Here is a 22,090-nt window from a genome sequence, read left to right on the forward strand (position 1 = left end):
AGGGCAAGGACATAGGAGAAGACCAATGGCATCGATAAGCCGTGTCAAGGAACGGGCGGAAGAGCAATCGACCACGATGAGCGTCGACCAGCAGGCGACGATCCGCATGCTGGCTAACGATCTGCACAGGCTGAACCAGTCGGTGATGAAGGCCGTCGAGGCGGGCGTCTCGGTGGAGCTCGTGCGCTCTGCAAGGCACCATGGCGGCGACGGCAATTGGGGCGATCTGCTGATCCCGGTGATCGTCACGCAGCAGAGCCACAGCTGATCGGAAATGGTCCAGGCGACCCTTCACCTGCGCAATGTATGCGCAGGTGAATTTTATTTTTACGTAACCAAGCCATGGACAGAGCAGTACAGTACTGTTGCTTGAATCCACTGTTGTGGAGAGTGCCATCCGGTTCTTTTATTTCAACTTGACATAGGGTCCGATCTCACGCCAATTGTCGCCCAGATTCAACTCTGCATTGAAATAGGGGCGAACTTCTTGGCCGACTTGGGTGCCCCGTGAAACGAGACGGCGAGACCGCAAAACATGTGAATCTGGTGACCCGGGATTCAAGTACCGAGACGATCCACGATCTCTCCCGGGTGCTTGTCGTCGGGAAGTCGCCGATCAACCGTGTCGTGGTATCGAAGATCGTCGAGCGATCCGGACTCAGACCAATCTCGGAATCGCCTGATATCGCGGCGAAAACCTTGCGAACGCTAGTGCCGGGCGCGATTGTGCTCGACGGCGGCCCCGACAACAAGGATTGCGACAACCTGATGCCCGGCATCGAAAAATTGCGCCGGGCCTCGGGCAAATCACTTCCTCCCGTGATCCTGCTTTCAACCAAGAACGGCACGCCGGAGAGCCTTGGCCTGGCGAATATCATCGATGCGGTGGTGGCCAAGCCGATCACGCCCGAACGGCTGCAACCGGTGATCGATCGTCTGATCAGCCGCTGAGGCAATTGCGGGAAAGTCGTGCAGCGGTTTTTCCCTCCGGAATTATGCAAAAAGCAAATAATCGAAGTCGCGATCAGCCCGGCTTCGCGATGCTTTCTATCAGTTCCGGCAATTGGCCGAGATCCGATATCTGGCGGAAACGCGGCTCGGCAACTGGCGCCTCGACGTGTTCGAGCACCCAGGTCAGTTCGTGTGGCACATGGACACCCCAGCCGCCGGCCTCGATGGCGGGCACCACGTCCGACTTCAGCGAATTGCCGACCATCATGCTCCTTGCCGGACCATCGCCATGGCGGTTGAAAAGGCGCGCATAAGTCGCGGCGGTCTTGTCGCTGACGATCTCGACGGCGTCGAACAGGTCGCCCAGACCGGAGCCGACCAGCTTGCGCTCCTGATCAAACAGATCGCCCTTGGTGATCAGGACGAGGCGGAAGGTGCCGGCGAGTTTCTCGACCGTCTCGCGTGCATGCGGCAACGGCTCGATCGGATGGCGCAGCATCTCGCGCCCGGCGTCCAGAATCTCCGCTATGACCGAAGCCGGTACGCGCCCGTCGGTGACCTCGATCGCCGTTTCGATCATCGAGAGCGTAAATCCCTTGATCCCGAAACCATAGATCGCAAGGTTGCGCCTCTCGGCCTCCAACAGCCGCGCCGATATCTGCTTTTCCTCGCCATGATCGGCCAGCATGGCGGCAAAGCGCTTTTCTGTCGTGCGGAAGAATTGTTCGTTCTGCCAAAGCGTGTCGTCGGCATCAAAGCCGATCGTGGTCAGTTCGCTGCTGGTTCGCATCGCCGGCTTCTCGATTGCGGGAAGGCGCCAAACCTAAGCCGACCGGCAGGCGGTTTTCAACCTGCACCGGCAATTGCCGGCGGCGGCTCCCCTTCCCTTCCATCACGCGGCACGGCTATACTCCGAAATCCGCAACCCAATCTGGTGAATGATGCCGCCTGCAAAAAAGGAAGTCCGTCCGTCGAGCCGCGGAGGACGGGCGCGCACGCCTGCCTTTGTGAAAAACCTGCGTGGTGTGAAGAACTGGAAGGAAGTCAGCGATTGGCTGGAATGGCGCGGCATCGAGGATATCGAATGCATCACGCCTGATCAGGCCGGCGTGGCGCGCGGCAAGATGATGCCGTCGAAGAAATTCACCTCCAACACCTCACTGGCGCTGCCCTCGGCCGTCTTCATGACGACGATTTCCGGCGGCTATCCAGAGGACGGCAACGGCTTCCACTATCCGGAAGACGACGGCGACCTCAAGCTGATGCCGGACCTGTCGACGCTGACAGTGGTGCCATGGGAAGAAGACCCGACGGCGGCCGTCATCTGCGACCTCGTCCACCAGGATGGCCGTTCGGTCGAGTTCACGCCGCGCAATGTGCTGAAGCGCGTCATTGCCGCCTACGACAGACTTGGGTTGAAGCCGGTCGTCGCGCCCGAGATCGAGTTCTACCTCGTGCGCAAGAATCCAGACCCGGACTATCCGTTGACCCCGCCCGTCGGCCGCTCCGGGCGCGCGATCGGCGGCGGCGCCGGCTATTCGATCGCCGGCGTCAACGAGTTCGACGAACTGATCGACGACATCTACCATTTCTCCGAAAGCCAGGGGCTGGAGATCGACACGCTCATCCACGAAGAGGGCGCCGGCCAGCTCGAGATCAATCTGCGCCATGGCGACCCGGTCGAACTTGCCGACCAGGTGTTCATGTTCAAGCGCACCATCCGTGAGGCGGCTCTCAAGCACGAGATCTACGCGACCTTCATGGCCAAGCCGATCCAGGGCCAACCAGGTTCGGCCATGCATATCCACCAGTCGATCATCGACAAGAAGACGGGCAGGAACATCTTTTCGGCCGAGGATGGTTCCGAAACCGAGGATTTTTTCCATTTCATCGGCGGCATGCAGAAGCACGTGCCGAACGCGTTGGTGATGTTCGCGCCCTACGTCAATTCCTACCGGCGGCTGACGCAGGCGGCATCGGCTCCCGTAAACAACAAATGGGGCTACGACAACCGCACCACGGCGTTCCGCGTGCCGCGTTCGGACCCCGCGGCGCGGCGCGTCGAGAACCGCATTCCGTCCTCCGACGCCAATCCCTACCTGGCACTTGCAGCCTCGCTCGCCTGCGGGCTGATCGGCATCACTAGGAAGATCAAGGCCGAGCCACCGGTGCTGACGACCGCCAACGCCGACGAGATCGACCTGCCGCGCGGCCTGCTCGAAGCGGTCGACCTGTTCGAAGGCGACGAGGAACTCTGCGCGTTGCTGGGCAAGTCCTTCGCCGCCACCTATGCGGCGATCAAACGTGCGGAATTCGAAACGTTCATGGAAGTGATCAGTCCGTGGGAGCGGGAATACCTGCTGCTCAACGTCTGACCAGTCATGAACTATCAGTCCCCAATTTCTCCCGGCCGCTCCTGGTATGAGGACACTGCCGGCCCACGGCCCGAATATCCGTTGCTTGACGGCGACCGGGCCTGCGATGTCGTCATCATCGGCGGCGGGTTTACCGGCCTCTCGGCGGCAACGCATCTCGCCAAGGCTGGGACCAATGTCGTTCTAATCGAGTCCTATCGCTTCGGCGACGGCGCTTCCGGGCGCAATGGCGGCCAGCTCGGCACCGGCCAACGCGCCTGGGCGGAGGATCTCGAGGCCGAATATGGCCTTTCCCGCGCCAAGGCGCTGTTCGATCTTGCCGAAGAGGCCAAAGCCCACCTGCTCGAATTCGCCGCCATCAACCAGATCGATATCGACTACATGCCGGGTCAGCTTTCGGTTGCGCACAAGCCGCGCTATGTCGACGACTACAAGGCGCATGCCGAACTCATGGCCGGCCGTTTCTCCTACCCGCACATCTCATTCATGGATGCGAAGGAGACCGCGGAGCGGCTGGGTTCGAGCGCCTATTTCGGCGGCACGCGCGACACCGGCACCGGCCATATCCACCCGATGAAACTGGTGATCGGCACGGCGCGGGTAGCGGCACAAGCCGGCGCGCACCTGTTCGAAGCGACGCCATCAACCGGCATCATCTCCGCCGGCGGCAAGGTCAGGGTTTCCACGCCCAGAGGTACGGTGACGGCGGAGAAATGCCTGATCGCGGTCAATGCCTATGGCGGAACGCTCGAGCCGGTGAGTGCCGCGCACATCATGCCGATAGGATCCTTCATCGGCGCGACCGTGCCGCTGGGGTCGGAGTCGAAAGTGCTGCCAGGGGGCGAATCGGTCGACGATTCCCGTTTCGTCGTGCGCTATTTCCGCAAATCCCGGGATGGCCGGCTGCTGTTCGGCGGACGCGAGGTCTATGGCGTCAACGATCCAAAGGATATCCACATCCATATTCGCCGTCAGATCGCAGAGCTTTATCCGGCGCTGAGCGATGTCGAGATCACCCATGGCTGGGGCGGTTATGTCGGCATCACGGTGCCGAGAAAGCCGTTCGTGCGCGAAGTGATGCCGAATGTGGTCTCGGCCGGCGGCTATTCGGGTCACGGCGTCATGCTGTCCAACTTCTTCGGCAAACTCTATGCCGAAACCGTCACAGGTAACCGCGACCGGCTGAAGCTGATCGAGGACCTGAAAATTCCGCCCTTTCCTGGCGGCCGCCGGTTCCGAGCGCCGCTGCTTTTCCTGGCGCTCAACTGGTTCGCGCTGCGCGACAGGATTTAATGCGTCGCGCAAAGTGCCCTCGCCCAGGACGAACGACGAGCATCAAAACAGATCTAAAGTGCGTTGTTATAAGTCCGGTTCGAGGCGACGTGCTTCAGGCAGGGATCGGATCGCCGTCATCTGATGCGATCACGATCTCATGTAATATTGTAATATCCATGTAACATTTGTTGCCCGGGCGACACATTGCGGAATTGCCGGCGAAGGCGCAGAATCCTCGGTAATGGCGTACTGATGCCACAATCGCGGACGAAAGGTCCGCATCTGGGCGATTGTTCGGGGATTGTTGCGGGCCTGCCCGCGTTTTGGGACCGATGCTGATCGAACGCATGATTTGCGAGATTTGATCGAAAGAACACCGGCCCGCTTATGGAGGTGGCAAGAGTGAGAGAGCCCTTCAGTTTCGGTGCTCCGGAACGTCGGCGCTTTGCCATGCAGTTCGGCTATGACATGCGCCCGTCATTCTGGCAGGGTGTCCGTTCGAACTCGCACCTGGTCATTGCCGCGGTCGGCACCGCCGCACTGCTTGGCGTTGCCGCGGTTGCACTCTGGCTGGCATTGCCGACCAGCGAGAGGCAAGCGGCCGCCAGCCCCGAGCAGAGCATTCCGGCCATTCCAGTGAAGACGACGAAAGTTTCCCCTTCGGGGACTACGGTCACCGCAGCTGCCGTGACACCGCAGGCGGAGCGCAAGTCCAGCCAGGTGTCACCGATCATGGCAGCGGCGGCGGGCAACATACAAGCGCTTGCGGCCAATGATCCCCGCTGGACCGGGGCACAGCCAAAGGCTGCCGCCGCGGCAGCTGATCCCGATCAAGCGGCTGCCCCCAGCCAGATAGCCAAGCAGCCCGAGCCGTTGCCTGACAAAACAGCGGCATTCGCCCAATCGTCTACCGATACCGATGCCACAGACGAGCTTGCCAAGGTCGCAGCGCCGAGCCCGCCTGCGAACAGCAGCAATCCCGATGGCGCGCAGACCGCCGGCATTCCGGAGACGCAGCCGCAAGTACCGGAACAAAAACCTGCAAATGCACAAGGCGAAGATAACGCAGCCAAGGCGAAGCCGCGCAAGGTGGCTGCGGCGGGCAGCGGCCGTATTCTCAGGACTGTCACCATGCGCAGTGCTCCGAAGAAGGGCGCAGCCTCCATCGGCACGGTGCCTGCCCGGACTTCAGTGCAACTGATGGGCTGCAAGCAGTGGTGCGAGATCGTCTACAACGGCAAGCACGGCTGGGTGTACAAGAGCTACGTCAAGCCCGACGCGTAACACCCGACGATCGCCGCATTCAGATGCAGCGCCCGCCATCGACTTCCAGCGCCACGCCGGTGATGAAGGCGGCCTCGTCCGAGGCCAGCCATAGAGCCGCATTGGCGATATCGAGCGGGGTCGACAGCCGGCCGAGCGGGATCGAGGCGCGGAATGTCTCGCGGATTTCGGGCGTATCGGCGCCCATGAATTTCTCCAGCATGCCGGTCTCGCCGGCGACCGGGCAGAGGCAGTTGACGCGAATGTTCTTGGGCGCGAGTTCCACTGCCATCGATTTGGTGGCGGTGATCGCCCAGCCCTTCGAGGCATTGTACCAGGTGAGGCCAGGTCGAGGCCGCAGCCCCGCGGTGGACGCCGTGGTCAGGATGACGCCGCCGCCCTGCCGCTCCATGATCGGTATGACGGCAAGGGCGGCGTGATAGATCGCCTTCATGTTGACTGAGGTGATCAGGTCGAAGGTTTCCTCGTCGACCTTGAGCATATCGCCGTTGCGATGGGTGAACCCGGCATTGTTGACCATGATGTCGATGCGGCCGAAGGCGCTTTTGGCCGCATAGACCATCTCGTCGAACTCGGAGCGCAACGAAACATCGGTCTGCGTCCAGATCGCCGCCGCGCCGATCTCGCCGGCGACACGTTCCGCCCCCTTGGCGTTGAGATCGGCAACGACGACCCTGGCGCCCTCTTGCGCAAAGCGCTTGGCCATGCCTTCGCCGAAGCCGGATGCCGCACCGGTGATAATGGCGACCTTGTTTTCCAGACGCATGCGTCTACCGCTCCTTGGGTTCATCGCGCAGCCTGCACGAAAGAGCTGACAGCCCGGCCGGTGCCGCGACGGGATACAGCCCGATTTCTCCCTTAGCTTTCGTCACATTCACGTTCTATGCTGCAACTGCGAAAGCTTCCGGAGTCTTCGTTCACGACAAGCCTCCCGGCGGCGCCAGTGTCAAGCGCACAGGTGGATCCAATCAATATCCAGCGATTGGTCCTCGATGTGACACCATGGCACTGGAAAATTTAAATCGATTAGAATATATCAGCCGCGTACTCGCGACCGGCGTCAAAGCGGACAGACCATGACCAGCCAGATCATCCCCGTCGACCCTTTCGACTTCATCATCTTCGGTGGTACCGGCGACCTGTCGGAGCGCAAGCTGCTGCCGTCGCTCTACTACCGCCAGCGCGACCATCAGTTCTCGGAGCCGACGCGCATCATCGGTACGTCGCGCTCGAAGATGAGCGACGAGGAGTTCCGGGCCTTCGCCAAGCAGGCCATTTCGGACCACGTCAAGCCGGCCGATATCGATGCCAAGGAGTTGAAGACCTTCCTGGCACGGCTTTCCTACGTCCCGGCCGATGCGACGAGCGGCGCCGGCTTCGACAAGCTGAAAAAGGCGATCGGCGAAAGCGACCACATCCGCGCCTTCTACCTGGCCGTGGCGCCGGCGCTGTTCGGCGATATCTCGCACAAGCTCAAAGAGCACAATCTGATCACGCCGAATTCGCGCATCGTGCTGGAGAAGCCGATCGGCCGCGACCTGGCCTCGGCGCAGGCGCTCAACGATCTCGTCGGCGACGACTTCCACGAAAGCCAGATCTTCCGCATCGACCACTATCTCGGCAAGGAGACGGTGCAGAACCTGATGGCGCTGCGCTTTGCCAATGCGCTCTACGAGCCGCTGTGGAATTCCGCCCATATCGACCACGTGCAGATCACCGTCGCCGAGACCGTCGGCCTGGAAGATCGCGTCACCTATTACGACAAGGCCGGTGCGCTGCGCGACATGGTGCAGAACCACATGCTGCAGCTGCTTTGCCTCGTCGCCATGGAGGCGCCGTCGTCGATGGACGCCGACGCCGTGCGCGACGAGAAGCTGAAGGTGTTGCGGGCGCTGAAGCGCATCAACGGCAACGAGGCGCCCAAGCACACCGTGCGTGGTCAGTATCGTGCCGGTGCGTCGGCCGGCGGACCGGTGAAAGGTTATGTCGAGGAACTCGGCAAGGACAGCAACACCGAGACCTTCGTCGCCATCAAGGCCGAGATCGGGACCTGGCGCTGGGCCGGCGTTCCCTTCTATCTCAGGACCGGAAAGCGGCTGGCGACCCGAGTTTCGGAAATCGTCATCGAGTTCAAGCCGATCCCGCATTCGATCTTCGGCGACAGCGGCGCAGGACCGATCTTCGCCAACCAGTTGGTCATCCGGCTGCAGCCGGACGAAGGCGTCAAGCAGTTCATCATGATCAAGGATCCAGGCCCGGGCGGCATGCGGCTACGCCAGATCTCGCTCGACATGAGCTTCGCGCAGTCTTTCGACGGTCGCGCGCCGGACGCCTATGAGCGGCTGATCATGGATGTCATCCGTGGCAACCAGACCCTGTTCATGCGTCGCGACGAGGTGGAAGCCGCCTGGAAGTGGATCGACCCGATCCAGAATGCCTGGGAAGGCGCCAAGCAGGAAGCACAGGGCTATACGGCAGGCACATGGGGGCCGTCAGCCTCGATAGCGCTGATCGAACGTGACGGGCGGACATGGCACGAGAGCAATTGAACAGCGCCAGCTACGACTGGAATGCCTTTCCCGACCGTCCGCAACTGGCCTCGGCGCTGGCTGCAAAGGTGGCCGATCGCCTAACGAGGGCGATCGACCGGCGCGGCACGGCGGTGCTCGCTGTCTCCGGCGGCACGACGCCGGCAAAATTCTTTGCCGCGCTCTCCGTGGCGCCGATCGCCTGGGACAAGGTGATCGTGACGCTGGTCGACGAACGCTTCGTGCCGGCCTCCTCGCCGCGATCCAATGCCGGACTGGTTGCCGCAAACCTGCTGCAGAACGCGGCCAGGGCGGCCCGTTTCGTTCCGCTCTACCACGAGGCGGCCGGCATCGAGGATGCCGCCGCTTCCGATGATGCGGCATTGCGATCCCTGCCCTGGCCGCTCGATGTCGTGATCCTCGGCATGGGACCGGACGGCCACACCGCCTCGTTCTTTCCCGACGCCGACGATCTGCCGAGGCTGCTCGATCCGGCCTCCGACAGGATGATCCTGCCCGTCCATGCTAAAAGCGCCGGCGAGCCGCGGCTGACCCTGACGCTCGCCCGCATCATCGATGCGGGTTTCCTCGCCTTGCACATAGAGGGCGAGGAGAAGCGCATCGCCTTCGACAACGCTGTCGCGCCCGGACCGCGCAAGCCGATCCGCGCCGTGCTCGACGCATCGCCCAGGCCCGTGGAGGTTTTCTGGGCGCCCTGACTTCAAGTTTACAAGTGGTCCCGGCAACGGCGGGAGGATGTTTCCGGGACCTCGCCTGAAAGGACCTGATGCCATGACCGCAAGACGCGACATCGAAGCCATCACCGAGCGGATTCGCCAGCGCTCCAAACCGGGCCGAGAACGCTATCTCGGCCGTATCGCCGAAGCGTCGAACCAGACCGCCAACCGGTCGGTCTTATCCTGCGGCAACCTTGCCCACGGCTTTGCGGTGTGCAGCCCCTCGGAAAAGCTGGCGCTCGGCGCGGACAAGGTGCCCAATCTCGGCATCATCACCTCCTACAACGACATGCTGTCGGCGCATCAGCCCTTCGAGACCTTCCCGGCCCTGATCAAGGAGGCCGCGCGCGAAGCCGGTGGCATCGCCCAGGTCGCCGGCGGCGTGCCGGCGATGTGCGATGGCGTGACACAAGGCCAGCCGGGCATGGAGCTGTCGCTGTTCTCGCGCGACGTGATTGCCATGGCGGCCGCGATCGGCCTGTCGCACAACATGTTCGACGCCGCCGTCTATCTCGGCGTGTGTGACAAGATCGTGCCGGGACTGGTGATCGCCGCGCTCACCTTCGGCCATCTGCCGGCGGTTTTCATTCCGGCCGGCCCGATGACGACAGGCCTGCCCAACGATGAGAAGGCCAAGGTCCGCCAGCTCTATGCCGAGGGCAAGGCAGGACGGGCCGAACTGCTGGAAGCCGAGTCCAAATCGTACCATGGGCCGGGCACCTGCACCTTCTACGGCACGGCCAATTCCAACCAGATGCTGATGGAGATCATGGGCCTGCACACGCCGGGCGCGTCCTTCGTCAATCCAGGCACGCCGTTGCGCGATGCCTTGACCCGCGAGGCGACGAAGCGGGCGCTGGCGATCACCGCGCTCGGCAATGCCTATACGCCTGTCGGCCGGATGATCGACGAACGCTCGTTCGTCAACGGCGTCGTCGGCCTGCACGCCACCGGTGGGTCCACCAACCACACCATCCACCTCATCGCCATGGCGGCGGCCGCCGGCATCGCGCTGACCTGGCAGGATATTTCCGATCTTTCGGAGGCAGTGCCGCTGCTGGCACGGGTCTATCCGAACGGGCTGGCCGACGTGAACCATTTCCATGCCGCGGGCGGGCTCGGCTTCCTGATCCGCGAGCTGCTCGACGAAGGCGTTCTGCACGAGGATGTGCAGACGGTGTGGGGCGAAGGCCTGCGGCCATATGCGGTCGAGGCAAAGCTCGGCGCCGACGGCAGCGTGGTGCGCGAGGCGTCACCGCGTGCCAGCGGCGACGAAAAGGTGCTGGCGCCGTTCAACAAGGCGTTCCAGCCGACCGGCGGCTTGAAAGTGCTGTCGGGCAATCTCGGCCACGCGGTCATCAAGACTTCGGCCGTCAAGCCGGAGCGACGTCTCATCGAGGCGCCGGCCAAGGTGTTCGACAGCCAGCAGGGGCTGAACGACGCCTTCAAGGCCGGCACGCTCACCGGTGATTTCATCGCCGTCATCCGCTTCCAGGGGCCGAAGGCCAACGGCATGCCGGAACTGCACAAGCTGACCACAGTGCTCGGCATCCTGCAGGATCGCGGCCAGCGTGTCGCGCTGGTCACCGACGGGCGCATGTCGGGCGCTTCCGGCAAGGTGCCGGCGGCGATCCATGTGACGCCGGAAGCGGTCGAGGACGGGCCGATCGCGCGAATCCATGACGGCGACATCATCCGTCTCGACGCCGATGCCGGCACGCTGGAAGTGCTGGTGCCAGGGACCGAATTCGCGCTGCGCCGCACGGCCGAGGCCGACCTGATCGGCAATGAATTCGGTTTCGGCCGCGAGCTGTTCGCTGGTTTCCGCCAATTGGTGGGCCGCGCCGACCACGGCGCCAGCGCCTTCGGAACCGCCTGAGGCAATCTGTGCGGCATGAAAAAGGGCGGCTCGCGGCCGCCCTTTTTGCCGGTCGAAATCGCAATCCTTATTGCACCGTCAGTTCAACCCGCTCTCCAGCCTTCACGGTCACGGTGCCTTCCTTCTTGCTGTTGTCCGGCTTCTCCGAGACCACCGCGTAATCGCCCGCCGCTATCGCCGCCTGATACTTCTCGTCATAGGCGTAGCCGATCGACTTGCGATTGCCATTGATGTCCTTCTTGGTCTCGAAAATCTCGATCTTGGAGGTGCCGGGAGCCGTGATTGCCAGCACGCCGGCATTCATGGCGACCTTGAGATCCTGGAACTCGCCGACCTTGACGCTGAAAGGCTGTTCCACGACGGCGAGGTCAACCGTCGCGATCAACACATAGTCGTCGGGCGGCAAATCGAACTTGCTGTCGGGGCCATAGGCATACGTGACCTCGTCGCGGGTGCCATCGATCTTCTTCTTGGCCTTGAGCACCTTGAAGCCGACGCCTGAACCATCGGCCTTGTCGCCACCGGCCGCATAATAGGCGTTGGCAACGACATGGCCGACGCCGACGATGATGTCCTTGTCTATCACCCGGCCGGCAGCGAGCGGAATCGTTTCGGTGACCGCGCCCTGTCCGATCGTGACGGTCACTTTCTGATCGCCGGCCGGCAACACGGCTTTCGTGTCTCCATAATAGGTCGGGGGGTTGTCGGCCCCCGGATAGGCGATCACGACAGCCGCCCCACTGGCCACATCGGCATCTTGGCTGGGACGCGGATGCAGGACGAGCGTGCCGGCATTCAAGGTGAACAGCGGCTTGTAGACCTGGCCTGCCTCGATCTTGATCTTCTGCTCCACCTTGGCCTCGCCGTCGCGCGCGACGATGACATAGTCGCCGGGTTCCAGATTGGCTTTGTACTCGCCGTATTCGGTGGTGATGTTGTCGCCGCGCGTGCCGTCCGATTTGCCCCTATAGACTTCCCAGGCATTGCCGTCGGTGACAGGATCGCCGCCCTCGGCCAACACCACGGTCGGCATGAAATTGAAATCGGGCTTGGCCGGCTCCGGCGCTGGTGCCGGAGCGGGGGCCGGTGCCGGCTCGGGCGCCGGTGCCGGCGCCGCGACGGTCTCGACCAGCGCTTCCTGCAGCGCCTTCTCGTCGGAAGCCTGGATGTATTTGCCGCCGGTGTTGTCGGCGAGGCAGGCAATCTGCTTGCCTTCGTCGGCGGTCAGGCCGAAGCCGACGACGTCGGCGGTGAAATCGACGCCGGAGGCTTCGAGTTCCTTGCCAAGCGCACAAGGGTCGCCGCCGCAGGTTTCAAGCCCATCGGTGATGAGGACGACCGTCGCCTTGTCCTCGGTGTATTTCAGCGCTTCGGCCGCCTGCTTGACGGCTGCCGTCAGCGGCGTCTTGCCGAGGAATTTCATACTGTCGGCGGCTGCCGAGATGGCGCTTGCCGAGCCAGCCTGAGGCGGCACGATGAGCTGGATGTCGTCGCAGCTGCCCTTCTCGCGATGGCCATAGGCCATAAAGCCGATCTCGTCGTCTGCGGGAACCGATTGAAGCACGGTCCTCAGTGATTCACGGGCGATTTCCAGCTTGGGCTTGCCATCGATCTGCGCCCACATCGATCCCGACGCGTCGAGGATGATGATGACCTTGTTGGCGGCAAAGCCGAATGTCGTCATCGACAAAAGGAGGATCGCCGCAGCGACGCTCCGTGCAAGTCCCGCCATCGAAATCTCCTGAGTTAGCCCCCTCGTCGGCACGTGAAAGCTATTTGACGGGGCGTCGGGACACAAGCCCGCAGGCATGGCGCCGGCATGCCCGACCAGGCAAATCACTCAGTATGTCGTGCGGCGCTCTTCCGAGGGCGGGCGGCCAAATTGCAGCCGATAGCTCTGGGCAAAATAGGAATGCGAGGTGAAGCCGGTCGCGATCGCCACGTCGAGGATCGGCATGTTGGTCTGACGCAGCAATTCACGCGCCCGCTCCAGCCGCAGCCGCATATAGTAGCGCCCGGGCGTGACGTTGAGATGGCGCAGGAACAGCCGCTCCACCTGGCGCACCGAAAGGCCCGCCGACTTGGCGAGCTGTACCGCCGACAGCGGTTCGTCGAGATGGTCGGCCATCAGTTCGACGATGCGCCTGAGCTTCTCCGACTTGCCCGTCAGGTCACGCTCCGGCCCGACGCGCTGGCGGTCTCCGGCGGAGCGGATGCGCTCGTGCTGGAACTGGTTGGCGACGCCATTGGCAAGGTTGGAGCCGAAATCGCCACGTACGATCTCCAGCATCAGGTCGATAGAGGTGGTGCCGCCGGCGCAGGTGTAGCGTTTGCGGTCGATCTCGAAGACATTGCCCGTGCAGTTGATATCGGGAAAGCGCTCGACAAAGCCGGCGCGGTTTTCCCAATGGATGGTGCAGCGATAGCCTTCGAGCTGGCCGGCCTCGGCCAGCAGGTAGGATCCGACCGACAAGGCACCAAGCGCGTTGCCGCGCCGGCCCCAGCTGCGCAAGGCCGCCAGAACCTTGCTCTTGCCCGGAAATTCCGTCGTCAGGCCGACCGAGACGAAAAGAATATCCACCGGCGGCAGGTCGGCGACGGCGTAGTCGATCTTCAGCGGCAGGCCGTTGGAGGCCATCACCGGGTCGCCATCGGCGGAGACCGTCGTCCAGCCGTAGAAATCGCGTCCAAGCAGGCGGTTCGCCGACCGGAACGTGTCGATCGCGGCCGCCAGCGAGAACATGGAAAACTTGTCGACCAGCAGGAAGGCGAACTGCCGGCCACCTTGAACGGGATCGCTCGTGACCGGCCGTTCCGGGGAAATAGTGGGATTCGGCAAAGCTGCGGCTTTCAGGGTCAACCCGGGCTCAGAAGGAGGGCCGCTTCAATCCGGCCGCAAGGTAGGCCGAAGCTAACGTATTGGCCATCAGCATGGCAATGGTCATCGGACCGACCCCGCCGGGGACCGGGGTAATCGCGCCCGCCGCCTTGGCCGCTTCGGCATAGGCGACATCGCCGACGAGACGCGACTTGCCCTCGCCCTTCTCGGGAGCGGGAATGCGGTTGATGCCGACATCGATGACGGTGGCGCCAGGCTTGACCCAATCACCCCTGATCATTTCCGGCCGGCCAACCGCAGCGACAAGGATGTCGGCCGTGCGGGCAAGCGCCGGCAGGTCCTTGGTGCGGCTGTGAGCGATGGTGACGGTGCAGTTGGCGGCAAGCAGCAGATTGGCCATCGGCTTGCCGACGATGTTGGAGCGGCCGACGACGACGGCGGTGAGGCCGGACAGGTCCTTGCCGCGCACGCGCTCGATCAGGAGCATCGAGCCGGCGGGCGTGCAGGGCACGAAGGCCGTGTCGAGTTCACCAGTGCCGAGCTTGCCGACATTGATGAAATGGAAGCCGTCGACATCCTTCTGCGGCGAGATGGCCTGGATGATCTTGCCGGCATCGACATGGGCGGGAAGCGGCAGCTGGACCAGGATGCCGTTGATGGCCGGGTCAGCGTTGAGTTCGGCGATGAGCTCGAGCAGTGCCGCCTCGGACGTCTCGGCCGGCAGCGTGTGCTGGAGCGAATGAAAGCCGCATTCCTTGGCGGTGCGGGATTTGGAAGCGACATAGACCTGGCTCGCCGGATCCTCGCCGACGATGACCACGGCGAGACCCGGCTTGGCCTTGCCCTTGGCGACCAGCTCGGCGGTCAGCGCCTTGACCGATCGCACCACGTCTTCGGCAACGCTCTTTCCGTCAATCACTTCGGCCATGGACCACCCTCAATATCGTTCCGCTCAACGCTGCCTTCGGAAAACACAATGCAGCGGCGCAGGCAATCTGCAGCGCGGCATTGTCATGAAAATTCAAGTTCGCAATCCCGTCAAAGCGCCGTTCCATGCCGTTTACGTGAAACCGGCACGGTTTTGTTCGGCCTCCACACCCTATCCGGTGGCTCAGAAGTAACGGCGACGGGTGCGGTTTTCCGTGAGTTCGCGGACCGCTTCGCGGAATTCACGCAGGCTGGCGCGAATCTCTTCGACCGATGACTGTTCGCCATCCTCCTCGACCGGGGTCGGCCTCGCATGCGCGGCTGGATGGGCCGGTTGTTGCGTGGGAGCGGGCGGCGGGTACGACATCTGCGCCGCATAGGGTCCGGCCGTGGGTTGCGTATAGGGATAACCCGGTTGTGACCGGGGCTGCGCCGGCGGATAGCCCATCGGCTGCGCATAGGGAGAGGACGGCAAGGGCGGAGCCGGATAAATTGCCTGTTGCGGCATCAGGGGCGAGCGCGAGAGCGACGCCATTTGCCGCCCATACCCGGCCTCGGCGCCTGGCTGGAAAGGTGACTGCGAATAATCCAGGCCGGCCGTCTGCCGAGGCCCGAAACCGGGCTCCGGATAGCCAGGGAATATCGGAGCGTTGGCCGGCCGTCCGTTGTCGGCAAAGGCGGGTAAGGCGAACTCGCTGGAGATGTCGCCGTCGGCTTCGGCCGACGGCTTGCGGGACATGGCCTTGCGCAGTCTCGACATGAGTGCGCCGATCCTCCCGGAGCCTTCGGCGGGAGCGGCTTCGGTCCTCGTGGCCGGCGGCGGCGCGGGACGCGGCGGTACGGGCGCTGTCGGCATTGGCGGAGCGGGCGGAGGCTCCGGCCGGAATGCCTGCGCCTCTAGAGGCGCCCTCTGTTCATCCAACTTGCGTTCGTGCAGCTTGCGCTCGTTCGGCTTGCGCTCGCGGCGTGAGCGCAAGCTTGCCGTCTCGCGCAGGCTGTCATAGGTCCCGCGCAAGGCGCCGAGACCAACACCCGCGCCAAAGCCAAGCAGCAGCCCGGCCAGTGCCACCAAGGCCCGCGAGGGTCCATTTGGCTCAAGTGGGGCTTGAGCGGAGGTGATCACGTTGATGTTGGTCGTGTTGATGCCCGTCTGTTCACCGGTCTCCTTGGCGCGCAGAAGATATTGCTCGTAGACGGAACGCTTGGCGGTGGCCTCACGCTCCAGTTCGCGCAGGGCAACCAGGTCGCTGTTGACGTCGCCGCTTTGGACCTTGGCCTGAGCCAGCCGAGACGCGAGGTCCTGTTCGAGCTGGACCGCGCGCTTCAGGTCGACCTGTAGCGAAGAGGCGATGCGGCGCAGTTCATTGGCAATGCGCTCGCGCGCGCCGGCAATCTGGGCATCGAGAGCCTGGAGTTCGGGATGGCGCGGCCCCAGCCGAACCGCGGCACGATCGGCCTCCTGCTTCAGCGTCGCATATTGCGAGCGCAGATCGCTCATGGTGTTGGAGTTGATTTCTTCCGGCAACGTGCCGGTCAGAACGGAATTGACGTCCAGCGAACGCGCCGACGCCGCCCGAGCATTGAGTTCCAGCGTGCGGGCGCGGGCGACGGAGAGCTGCTCGTTGAGCTTCAGCATCTGATCGTCGCTGATCAGATGGCCTTGCGCATCGACGAGACCATGCGTGGCCCTGAAATCCTCGACCTTGCGCTCGGCCGCCTCGACCCCCTTGCGCAGATCGTCGAGCTTTGACGTCAATTCGTTCGTCGCGCGTCCGGCCATGTCGGACTGGTATTTGGCGGCCTCCTGCTGAAAGACGGTCCTCGTCGTATTGGCGATGAGCGCCGACTTCTCGCCGTTCTGGGTTACAGCGCTGACGGAGATGACAAAAGTCTTGCCGGTGCGTTCAACCGACAGGCTCTTGGCCAGATTGCCAACGGCCAGCGCCTGGCGGCGAACCTCATCGACACCGCCCGGCCCATCGTGGCGTGACACAATCGAGCGGATAAGCGACATGACGCCAAGGCCGCCGGAACCCTGGCCGTTGAACTCCGGATCGTTGACGAGATTGAGATTCTTGACGACCTGATCGAGAACGGTGCCCGAGGTGAGCATCTTGATCCGGGTTTCGACGACGGCCAACGCGGCATCGGGCTGGCCTACCGGTTGGGTGAGATCGCGGTCGGAAAGCTTCAGGTCGCCCGGCTCGATGATCAGTTCGGTCGTGGCTTCATATTTCTTCGGCATCGACAAGGCGATGGCAATGCCGAGCCCGGCGCCCAGTATCGTGGTCGCGACGATCAGCAGCTTCGACCTGGCGACGCCGCGAACGACCAGCATCGGATCGATCAATGGCTTCCATTGCTGATCGTCCGCACCGCCATCGGAGGAGGTGTCGGCTCCGTCCGTGGCGCGGGATCCGATTGCATCACGAGCGCGACCCGTCCCTGAAGGTTCTTCCGGCGCCGGCCTTGCGCGCGGCATGTCGGGAGGAAGATCGCCGGCGCCGGTCTCCGCGCGGGAACGCCAGGCGGCGTCGGCTTCAACCGGCTGCTCCCCGTCAGGAGGGAACGGCGCGGCGTCACCGGCGGCAAGCCGCGGCGGGCTCGCCTTCGTCTCGCGCCGGGAACGGGCCAGGCGATGGCGCGTGGCGGCATCCTCGCGCCATGAAGGATCCGCGCGATCTCCTATCGACACCAGCGAAGCGTCGTCCTCGCCACGCACGGCGTCGCCAAGCGCCAGCAAGGAGCGCTCGCGCTTCCAGTCCTCACGGTTTTCCCTGTCGACCATTATCGTGGAGCTTTACTCTTGGCCGCTTGGGAGCGGCGGTCGGCCATTCGTTAAGCCACGCTAAACAGGCATAGGAAACAAAAGGTTAATTTCCGGAAGACGGTGGCAGGAATTCACGTCATGATTGCAAGAACTTTTAACACAACCGAAAGCTTCAGAACGGCGCGTTAAACTTTCCGGCCTATGCATTTCCTTGACCTATGACTGAGGCGAGCGACATACCGCAAAGGCGGACCTTCGCGCGGATCGGCACCTTCATGGCCGAACGACGCGGGCTGGTGCGCGACTATTTCTCGGCGATCAGCGGTGCCGGCGGGCGACTGGTGTTTTCACTCGCTTATTTCATCGCGCTCGCCAATACGCTCTCGATCGCCGAATTCGGCATGTTCGCCACCGCCTCGGCTGCCGGCGTCATGCTGTCGCGAATCCTCGCCTTCGGGTTCATTTCGGCGCTCTATCGCACCGCTACCATCCGGCCCAATCTGATCGGCACCTTCACCGCCGGCTTCCTGGTGCTCGGCGCCGCCTCGCTGCCGCTTTTGGCCGCCGCCTCGTTCGGCGTCTACCTGATCTTCTTTGCCGGCACCGTGCCGCTGTCGGTGTTCACGGCGATCGTCTTCGCCGAGGCGCTGCTGTGGCGACCGGTGGAAGTGGCGCTGATCGTCAACAACGGGCTGGGCAAATTCGGCCGCGCCGCCATACTGGCGATCCTGGCCACGGCACTGCGGGCGCTTGGTGCGGTGTTGTTCATGGTCTCGGCACAGCACGGCATCTGGGTGTGGTCGTGGTTCTACATCGGCGCCAACGCCGCCTCGCTGCTGCTCGCGTTTGGGTGGTTCTATCCGCGCCAGAGGCTGCGGCTGCGCGTCGAGCTCTATCTGCGGCGGCTCGCCGATTCCATCTATGTGGCCGGCGCGGAAGTGCTGTTCTACCTGCAGATGGAGTTCGACAAGCTGCTGGTGCTGGCGATCGGCGGTCCGCATCTGGCCGGCATCTATGCCATCATCATGCGCCTGGTCGACCTGACGGCCATTCCCATCCGCACCTTCTCGATGATGCTCGTGCAGCGCATGATGCGCGCGCCCGAACTCCTCTCACGGCTGGCGGTCAAGAGCGGCATCGAGGGCGGTGTGTTCGCGGTCTCGACGCTGGCGCTGGCGGCGCTCGGCATCGTGCTGCATTTCTTCCCCAACGCGCTCGGCAGGAATGTCTCCGAGGCCGCGCCCCTGGTGGCGCTGGCGATCTGCGTGCCGGGACTGCGCAATCTGGTCGAATACCAGGCCGAGCTTCTGTTCGCGCGCGGCCAGACGCTGGTGCGGGCGCTCAATCTGGGCCTGCTCGCCGCCCTCAAGGCGCTGCTGCTGACCTATGTGCTGACCACCATTACCGAGACATCTGATCTGGTGCTGTCGCTCAACATCGTCTTCCTGCTGCTCTATCTCGCGTCGATGCTGCTGACCTATTCGGCGCTGCGCCGACCGGCGAAGGCAATCTAGGACAAGTCAGCGATCAAGCCCGATCAGGCGGCGGATGCGGCCGATATCCGTGCCGATAAAGGACTGCATGCCGATCGCCACCTGCTCCGGCGCCATGCTGGCGACGAAGCGGCGGAACTCATCGTCCGACAACGCCTCGCCCGTCCAGTGGACACGGCAGAATTCCTCCGAACCGTGGAAATGGCCGGCGCCGTCCAGCAGATCATCGACATAGCGGCCGTAGATCATACATTCGGAGAATTTGCGCGCCGAGCCGATGACCTCGACCCAGTCGCGACCATGGACCTTTTCGATCCGGCCGCACATGGCCAGCACCGTGTCACGGCGCCAGGCGATCAACGTCGAGATATAATCATGGACCGACGCCTGGGACCGGTCGATGCCGAGTGCGGCGCCGGCATTGCGCGACCACACGCGATGCTCGTCATGGCCGTCATCGGCGAGCACGCCATCGCGGCGGAACAGGCGCGCGCTGCCATCGCGCCAGAAGACACCGCAATCGAACGCCTTCAGGAAAGCGACGTCGGAATCGCAGAAGATCAGCACGTCTTCCCTGGCGTGCGCCGATATGGCGATACGGCGCAGTTGCTGCACGTGCCAGCCGCGCAGCGGCTGGGTCTTCATGCTGAGCCAGACGCGCCGGCGAAACAGGCTGAACGGATCGTCGAAGGCGCGCAGCCAGCGCGGCAGGAGATCCCGCTCATCGACGATCGAGCGGCGGCTGGTCGCCAACTGACGGAAAAGCGCGAGGTCGCGATGTTCGACCAGAATGTAGTGGTGCGCAGCACCCGAGACATGGCGGTCAAGCGTTTCGCACAGCAGGCGGCAGCGCTCGAAATCCGGGGCGTAGCTTGCCGTCACCACCGCCGCCGTTGGCGTCTTCGGCAACAGGCCTGGACCGGGCGACGGGTCTGGGACGAACCGCTTGTTCAACGAAACTCTCCAGGAGCATCTCCGACGGTCTCGGCGCCCCGCGACCATTTCTGCTTGACGACCCGCCACAGGAACAGCGGATTGCCGACCACATAGCGGCGCCAGAGCCGGCCGGGCTCGACCGCCAGCCGGAACAGCCATTCCAGCCTCAGGCGGCGCATCCATGGCGGCGCGCGCGGCACCGAGCCGCTCAGGAAATCGAGCAGCGCGCCAACCGCGACCGGCAGCGTGCAGTGGCGTTCGTCGATGTGGCGTTCAATCCACAGTTCCTGGCGCGGCACGCCCATCGCGACGAGCAGCATGTCAGGCCGCAATTTTGCGATCCGACCGATGATCTCCGGCTCCTGCGCGGCGGAGAAATAGCCATCGTGAACGACCACGAAGCTGTGCTGCACGGCAAGCGCCGCCAGCTTCAGCGACGCCGCCTCGGCGTTGACACGCGTCGCACCGAGCAGCCCCACGGTCAGCGGCCGCTTGGAAGCCTGCAGGAATGCGGGCACGAAATCGGTGCCGTTGAGATTGTCGGGAAATGCCGCCCCGTAGAGAAGCTTCGCGGCGAGATCGACGCCGATGCCATCCGGCAGGATGAGGAAATCGTCGAGCGCCTCGGCGAAGACCGGGTCGGTATAGGCGATGTTGGCATTGTGAGCGTTGAGGAAGCTGACCTTGGTGAAGCGCTTCTCGGCAAGCAGGCGATTGAGCAGGGCGATCGCATCGTTCCAGCGGATGGCGAGCACCGGGATGCCGAGGATCATTTTCAGACTGTCGAGCCCGAACGCGGCGCGGGTGGCGTGCATGTTCATGCAAGCACCTCCCGCCGGACGGCGCCGATTTTTTCGAGACCGACACGAACCGCGGCGTCGAGCGCCTTGACCTGCCGGCGATGGAAGGTGGTGCCATCGACATCGTCGATATCGGCCGCGGCAGCCTCCAGGGCCTGGGCGAAGCCGGCCGGATCGTCGGTGACCACGCAATTGGCGGGGCGGTGGTCGATGCCGCGCAGCGAACGGCTGGTGGCGACCGAGGGCAGGCCAAGCTCGAAGGTCTCAATGGTCTTCAACTGTACGCCGCTGCCCGCCGTGCTGATCAGCGGGATGACGGCCGCGCCACAGACGAAAGCCCGGGCATCCGGAACGCGGCCGACGAATTGGACGCCCGGATGCGTCGAGGTGACGCCGGCAGGCATGTGGCCCGCGATGCGGATGCGGAAACCAGGCCGCAGGTGCGGCACCACCTTGCCCAGGAACCAGTCGAGGCCGATGCGGTTTGGCTGCCAGGTCCAGGTGCCGATCAGCGCCGCGTCGCAGTCGATCGGGCGCCGCCCTTTCCGGACCGGCGCCGTGTCGCCGGTTACCAGCGGCAGCACCGCCGAACGCTCATCCGAGGCGACACCGAGCGCCACGCGATCCTCCTCGGCCAGCGTGAAGACGAAGCGCGCGCGGCGGCAGAGACGCTCTTCGACGAGCTTGAGCAGCCTTGCCTCGCGCCGGAACAGCAGACGCTGGAAAATGCCGCCGGCGGCAGCGGCATTCTCGCGGGCCGAGAGATGCTCGACATTGTGGGCGACGAAGATCGAAGGCCGGCCTTCGAAGAGCTTTTCGAAAGCACCGGCGAACTGCACGGAATTCAGCACATAACCATCGAATGGACCGGCGCGTTCGATCGCGGCCTGAACGTCGTGGTCGGACACCGCACGCAACTTGACCGACGCGAAGGTGAGGCCCGAAAATATTGCCTTGCCGACCCAGGAGAGTTTTTGCAGCGGCGAAGCACTTTCGGTGCGCACGTCGATCGCACCAAGCACCACCGTGTTTTCGGGATCTATCGCGGCTTTCCCGGGCCAGGTGAAGCCGATGACCGTCACGCGCGCGCCGGCGCGCCGCAAGGCGGCGATGATCGCGGCGTTGGCGATCTCGTAGCCCGAGGCGAGAGCACCGTCGGGCACGATCGATGTGGCGAACAGCAGATGCATCTCACTATCCTGTGGTGTAGCCGGTAGCAAAGCGCGGTGAACCCTTGATTAAACGAGCACGGTCAACGCCCCAAAGCCCATGCCTGGCGGGCCTCTCCGTGCAAGG

At 63.6% G+C, this 22,090-nt stretch carries 18 protein-coding genes; 9 read left to right on the plus strand and 9 right to left on the minus strand.

Annotated elements, in window-relative coordinates:
- The first annotated feature begins 25 nt into the window (after nucleotides 1–25).
- Nucleotides 26–268 (plus strand): hypothetical protein, encoded by a 243-nt coding sequence (locus EN804_RS17760; protein ID WP_023766759.1) that lies wholly within the window; start codon nucleotides 26–28, stop codon nucleotides 266–268.
- 278 nt (nucleotides 269–546) lie between these two features.
- The gene (locus EN804_RS17765; protein ID WP_245521014.1) at nucleotides 547–951 is read left to right on the plus strand and encodes a response regulator; all 405 of its coding nucleotides are present in this window, start codon (nucleotides 547–549) and stop codon (nucleotides 949–951) included.
- A 73-nt stretch (nucleotides 952–1,024) separates the two neighbouring features.
- Here EN804_RS17765 and EN804_RS17770 read toward each other — a convergent pair whose 3' ends face one another.
- Nucleotides 1,025–1,741 (minus strand): HAD family hydrolase, encoded by a 717-nt coding sequence (locus tag EN804_RS17770; RefSeq protein ID WP_127870856.1) that lies wholly within the window; start codon nucleotides 1,739–1,741, stop codon nucleotides 1,025–1,027.
- A 148-nt stretch (nucleotides 1,742–1,889) separates the two neighbouring features.
- Between EN804_RS17770 and EN804_RS17775 the strand changes: the two genes are divergently transcribed.
- The 3 genes from EN804_RS17775 to EN804_RS17785 all read left to right on the plus strand — a co-directional run bounded on the left by EN804_RS17775 (nucleotide 1,890) and on the right by EN804_RS17785 (nucleotide 5,885).
- Nucleotides 1,890–3,326, plus strand: coding sequence for a glutamine synthetase family protein (locus EN804_RS17775; RefSeq protein WP_189524532.1), 1,437 nt, complete (start codon nucleotides 1,890–1,892; stop codon nucleotides 3,324–3,326).
- A 6-nt stretch (nucleotides 3,327–3,332) separates the two neighbouring features.
- On the plus strand, nucleotides 3,333–4,619 hold the full coding sequence (locus EN804_RS17780) for an FAD-binding oxidoreductase (protein ID WP_135920498.1): 1,287 nt from the start codon (nucleotides 3,333–3,335) through the stop codon (nucleotides 4,617–4,619).
- Between the two features lie 384 nt (nucleotides 4,620–5,003).
- On the plus strand, nucleotides 5,004–5,885 hold the full coding sequence (locus EN804_RS17785; RefSeq protein WP_189524533.1) for an SH3 domain-containing protein: 882 nt from the start codon (nucleotides 5,004–5,006) through the stop codon (nucleotides 5,883–5,885).
- A 19-nt stretch (nucleotides 5,886–5,904) separates the two neighbouring features.
- Here the strand turns inward: EN804_RS17785 and EN804_RS17790 are convergent, their stop codons facing one another.
- Nucleotides 5,905–6,651 carry an SDR family oxidoreductase gene (locus EN804_RS17790; protein WP_127870853.1) on the minus strand — a complete coding sequence of 249 codons (747 nt, stop codon included), beginning with the start codon at nucleotides 6,649–6,651 and terminating at the stop codon, nucleotides 5,905–5,907.
- Nucleotides 6,652–6,961: 310 nt separating this feature from the next.
- Here EN804_RS17790 and zwf point away from each other — a divergent pair, with 310 nt between their 5' ends.
- The 3 genes from zwf (at nucleotide 6,962) to edd (ending at nucleotide 11,029) form a co-directional block, all read left to right on the plus strand.
- Nucleotides 6,962–8,434, plus strand: coding sequence for a glucose-6-phosphate dehydrogenase (gene zwf / locus EN804_RS17795; RefSeq protein ID WP_135881002.1), 1,473 nt, complete (start codon nucleotides 6,962–6,964; stop codon nucleotides 8,432–8,434).
- Nucleotides 8,416–9,132 (plus strand): 6-phosphogluconolactonase, encoded by a 717-nt coding sequence (gene pgl / locus EN804_RS17800; RefSeq protein ID WP_135920502.1) that lies wholly within the window; start codon nucleotides 8,416–8,418, stop codon nucleotides 9,130–9,132. The genes zwf and pgl overlap by 19 nt, the downstream gene beginning before the upstream one ends.
- 73 nt (nucleotides 9,133–9,205) lie before the next feature.
- Complete coding sequence (gene edd, locus EN804_RS17805; protein ID WP_135920506.1) at nucleotides 9,206–11,029, plus strand: phosphogluconate dehydratase; 1,824 nt, start codon at nucleotides 9,206–9,208, stop codon at nucleotides 11,027–11,029.
- A gap of 67 nt (nucleotides 11,030–11,096) precedes the next feature.
- On the opposite strand, the gene EN804_RS17810 is transcribed toward edd, so the two are convergent.
- The 4 genes from EN804_RS17810 to EN804_RS17825 form a co-directional block, all read right to left on the minus strand.
- The gene (locus tag EN804_RS17810) at nucleotides 11,097–12,761 is read right to left on the minus strand and encodes a VWA domain-containing protein (RefSeq protein WP_135881005.1); all 1,665 of its coding nucleotides are present in this window, start codon (nucleotides 12,759–12,761) and stop codon (nucleotides 11,097–11,099) included.
- A 108-nt stretch (nucleotides 12,762–12,869) separates the two neighbouring features.
- Nucleotides 12,870–13,868 (minus strand): GlxA family transcriptional regulator, encoded by a 999-nt coding sequence (locus tag EN804_RS17815; protein WP_135920564.1) that lies wholly within the window; start codon nucleotides 13,866–13,868, stop codon nucleotides 12,870–12,872.
- Nucleotides 13,869–13,896: 28 nt separating this feature from the next.
- Nucleotides 13,897–14,796, minus strand: coding sequence for a bifunctional methylenetetrahydrofolate dehydrogenase/methenyltetrahydrofolate cyclohydrolase FolD (gene folD, locus EN804_RS17820; RefSeq protein ID WP_135920508.1), 900 nt, complete (start codon nucleotides 14,794–14,796; stop codon nucleotides 13,897–13,899).
- Nucleotides 14,797–14,979: 183 nt separating this feature from the next.
- Nucleotides 14,980–17,583 (minus strand): GNVR domain-containing protein, encoded by a 2,604-nt coding sequence (locus EN804_RS17825; RefSeq protein WP_135920510.1) that lies wholly within the window; start codon nucleotides 17,581–17,583, stop codon nucleotides 14,980–14,982.
- 200 nt (nucleotides 17,584–17,783) lie between these two features.
- Here EN804_RS17825 and EN804_RS17830 point away from each other — a divergent pair, with 200 nt between their 5' ends.
- The gene (locus EN804_RS17830) at nucleotides 17,784–19,079 is read left to right on the plus strand and encodes a lipopolysaccharide biosynthesis protein (RefSeq protein WP_135920512.1); all 1,296 of its coding nucleotides are present in this window, start codon (nucleotides 17,784–17,786) and stop codon (nucleotides 19,077–19,079) included.
- 6 nt (nucleotides 19,080–19,085) lie between these two features.
- On the opposite strand, the gene EN804_RS17835 is transcribed toward EN804_RS17830, so the two are convergent.
- From EN804_RS17835 to EN804_RS17845, 3 genes are read right to left on the minus strand one after another with little or no spacing between them, the layout of a single operon-like run.
- On the minus strand, nucleotides 19,086–20,012 hold the full coding sequence (locus EN804_RS17835) for a DUF6492 family protein (protein ID WP_127275897.1): 927 nt from the start codon (nucleotides 20,010–20,012) through the stop codon (nucleotides 19,086–19,088).
- Nucleotides 20,009–20,815, minus strand: coding sequence for a WecB/TagA/CpsF family glycosyltransferase (locus EN804_RS17840; RefSeq protein WP_127275898.1), 807 nt, complete (start codon nucleotides 20,813–20,815; stop codon nucleotides 20,009–20,011). Before EN804_RS17840 ends, EN804_RS17835 begins: the two co-directional genes overlap by 4 nt.
- Nucleotides 20,812–21,984 (minus strand): glycosyltransferase family 4 protein, encoded by a 1,173-nt coding sequence (locus EN804_RS17845; RefSeq protein ID WP_135861907.1) that lies wholly within the window; start codon nucleotides 21,982–21,984, stop codon nucleotides 20,812–20,814. Before EN804_RS17845 ends, EN804_RS17840 begins: the two co-directional genes overlap by 4 nt.
- Nucleotides 21,985–22,090: the final 106 nt, after the last annotated feature.

Origin of the sequence: Mesorhizobium sp. M8A.F.Ca.ET.161.01.1.1 (genome assembly GCF_004792105.1) — a bacterium.
In the GTDB taxonomy this organism is placed as follows: Bacteria; Pseudomonadota; Alphaproteobacteria; order Rhizobiales; family Rhizobiaceae; genus Mesorhizobium.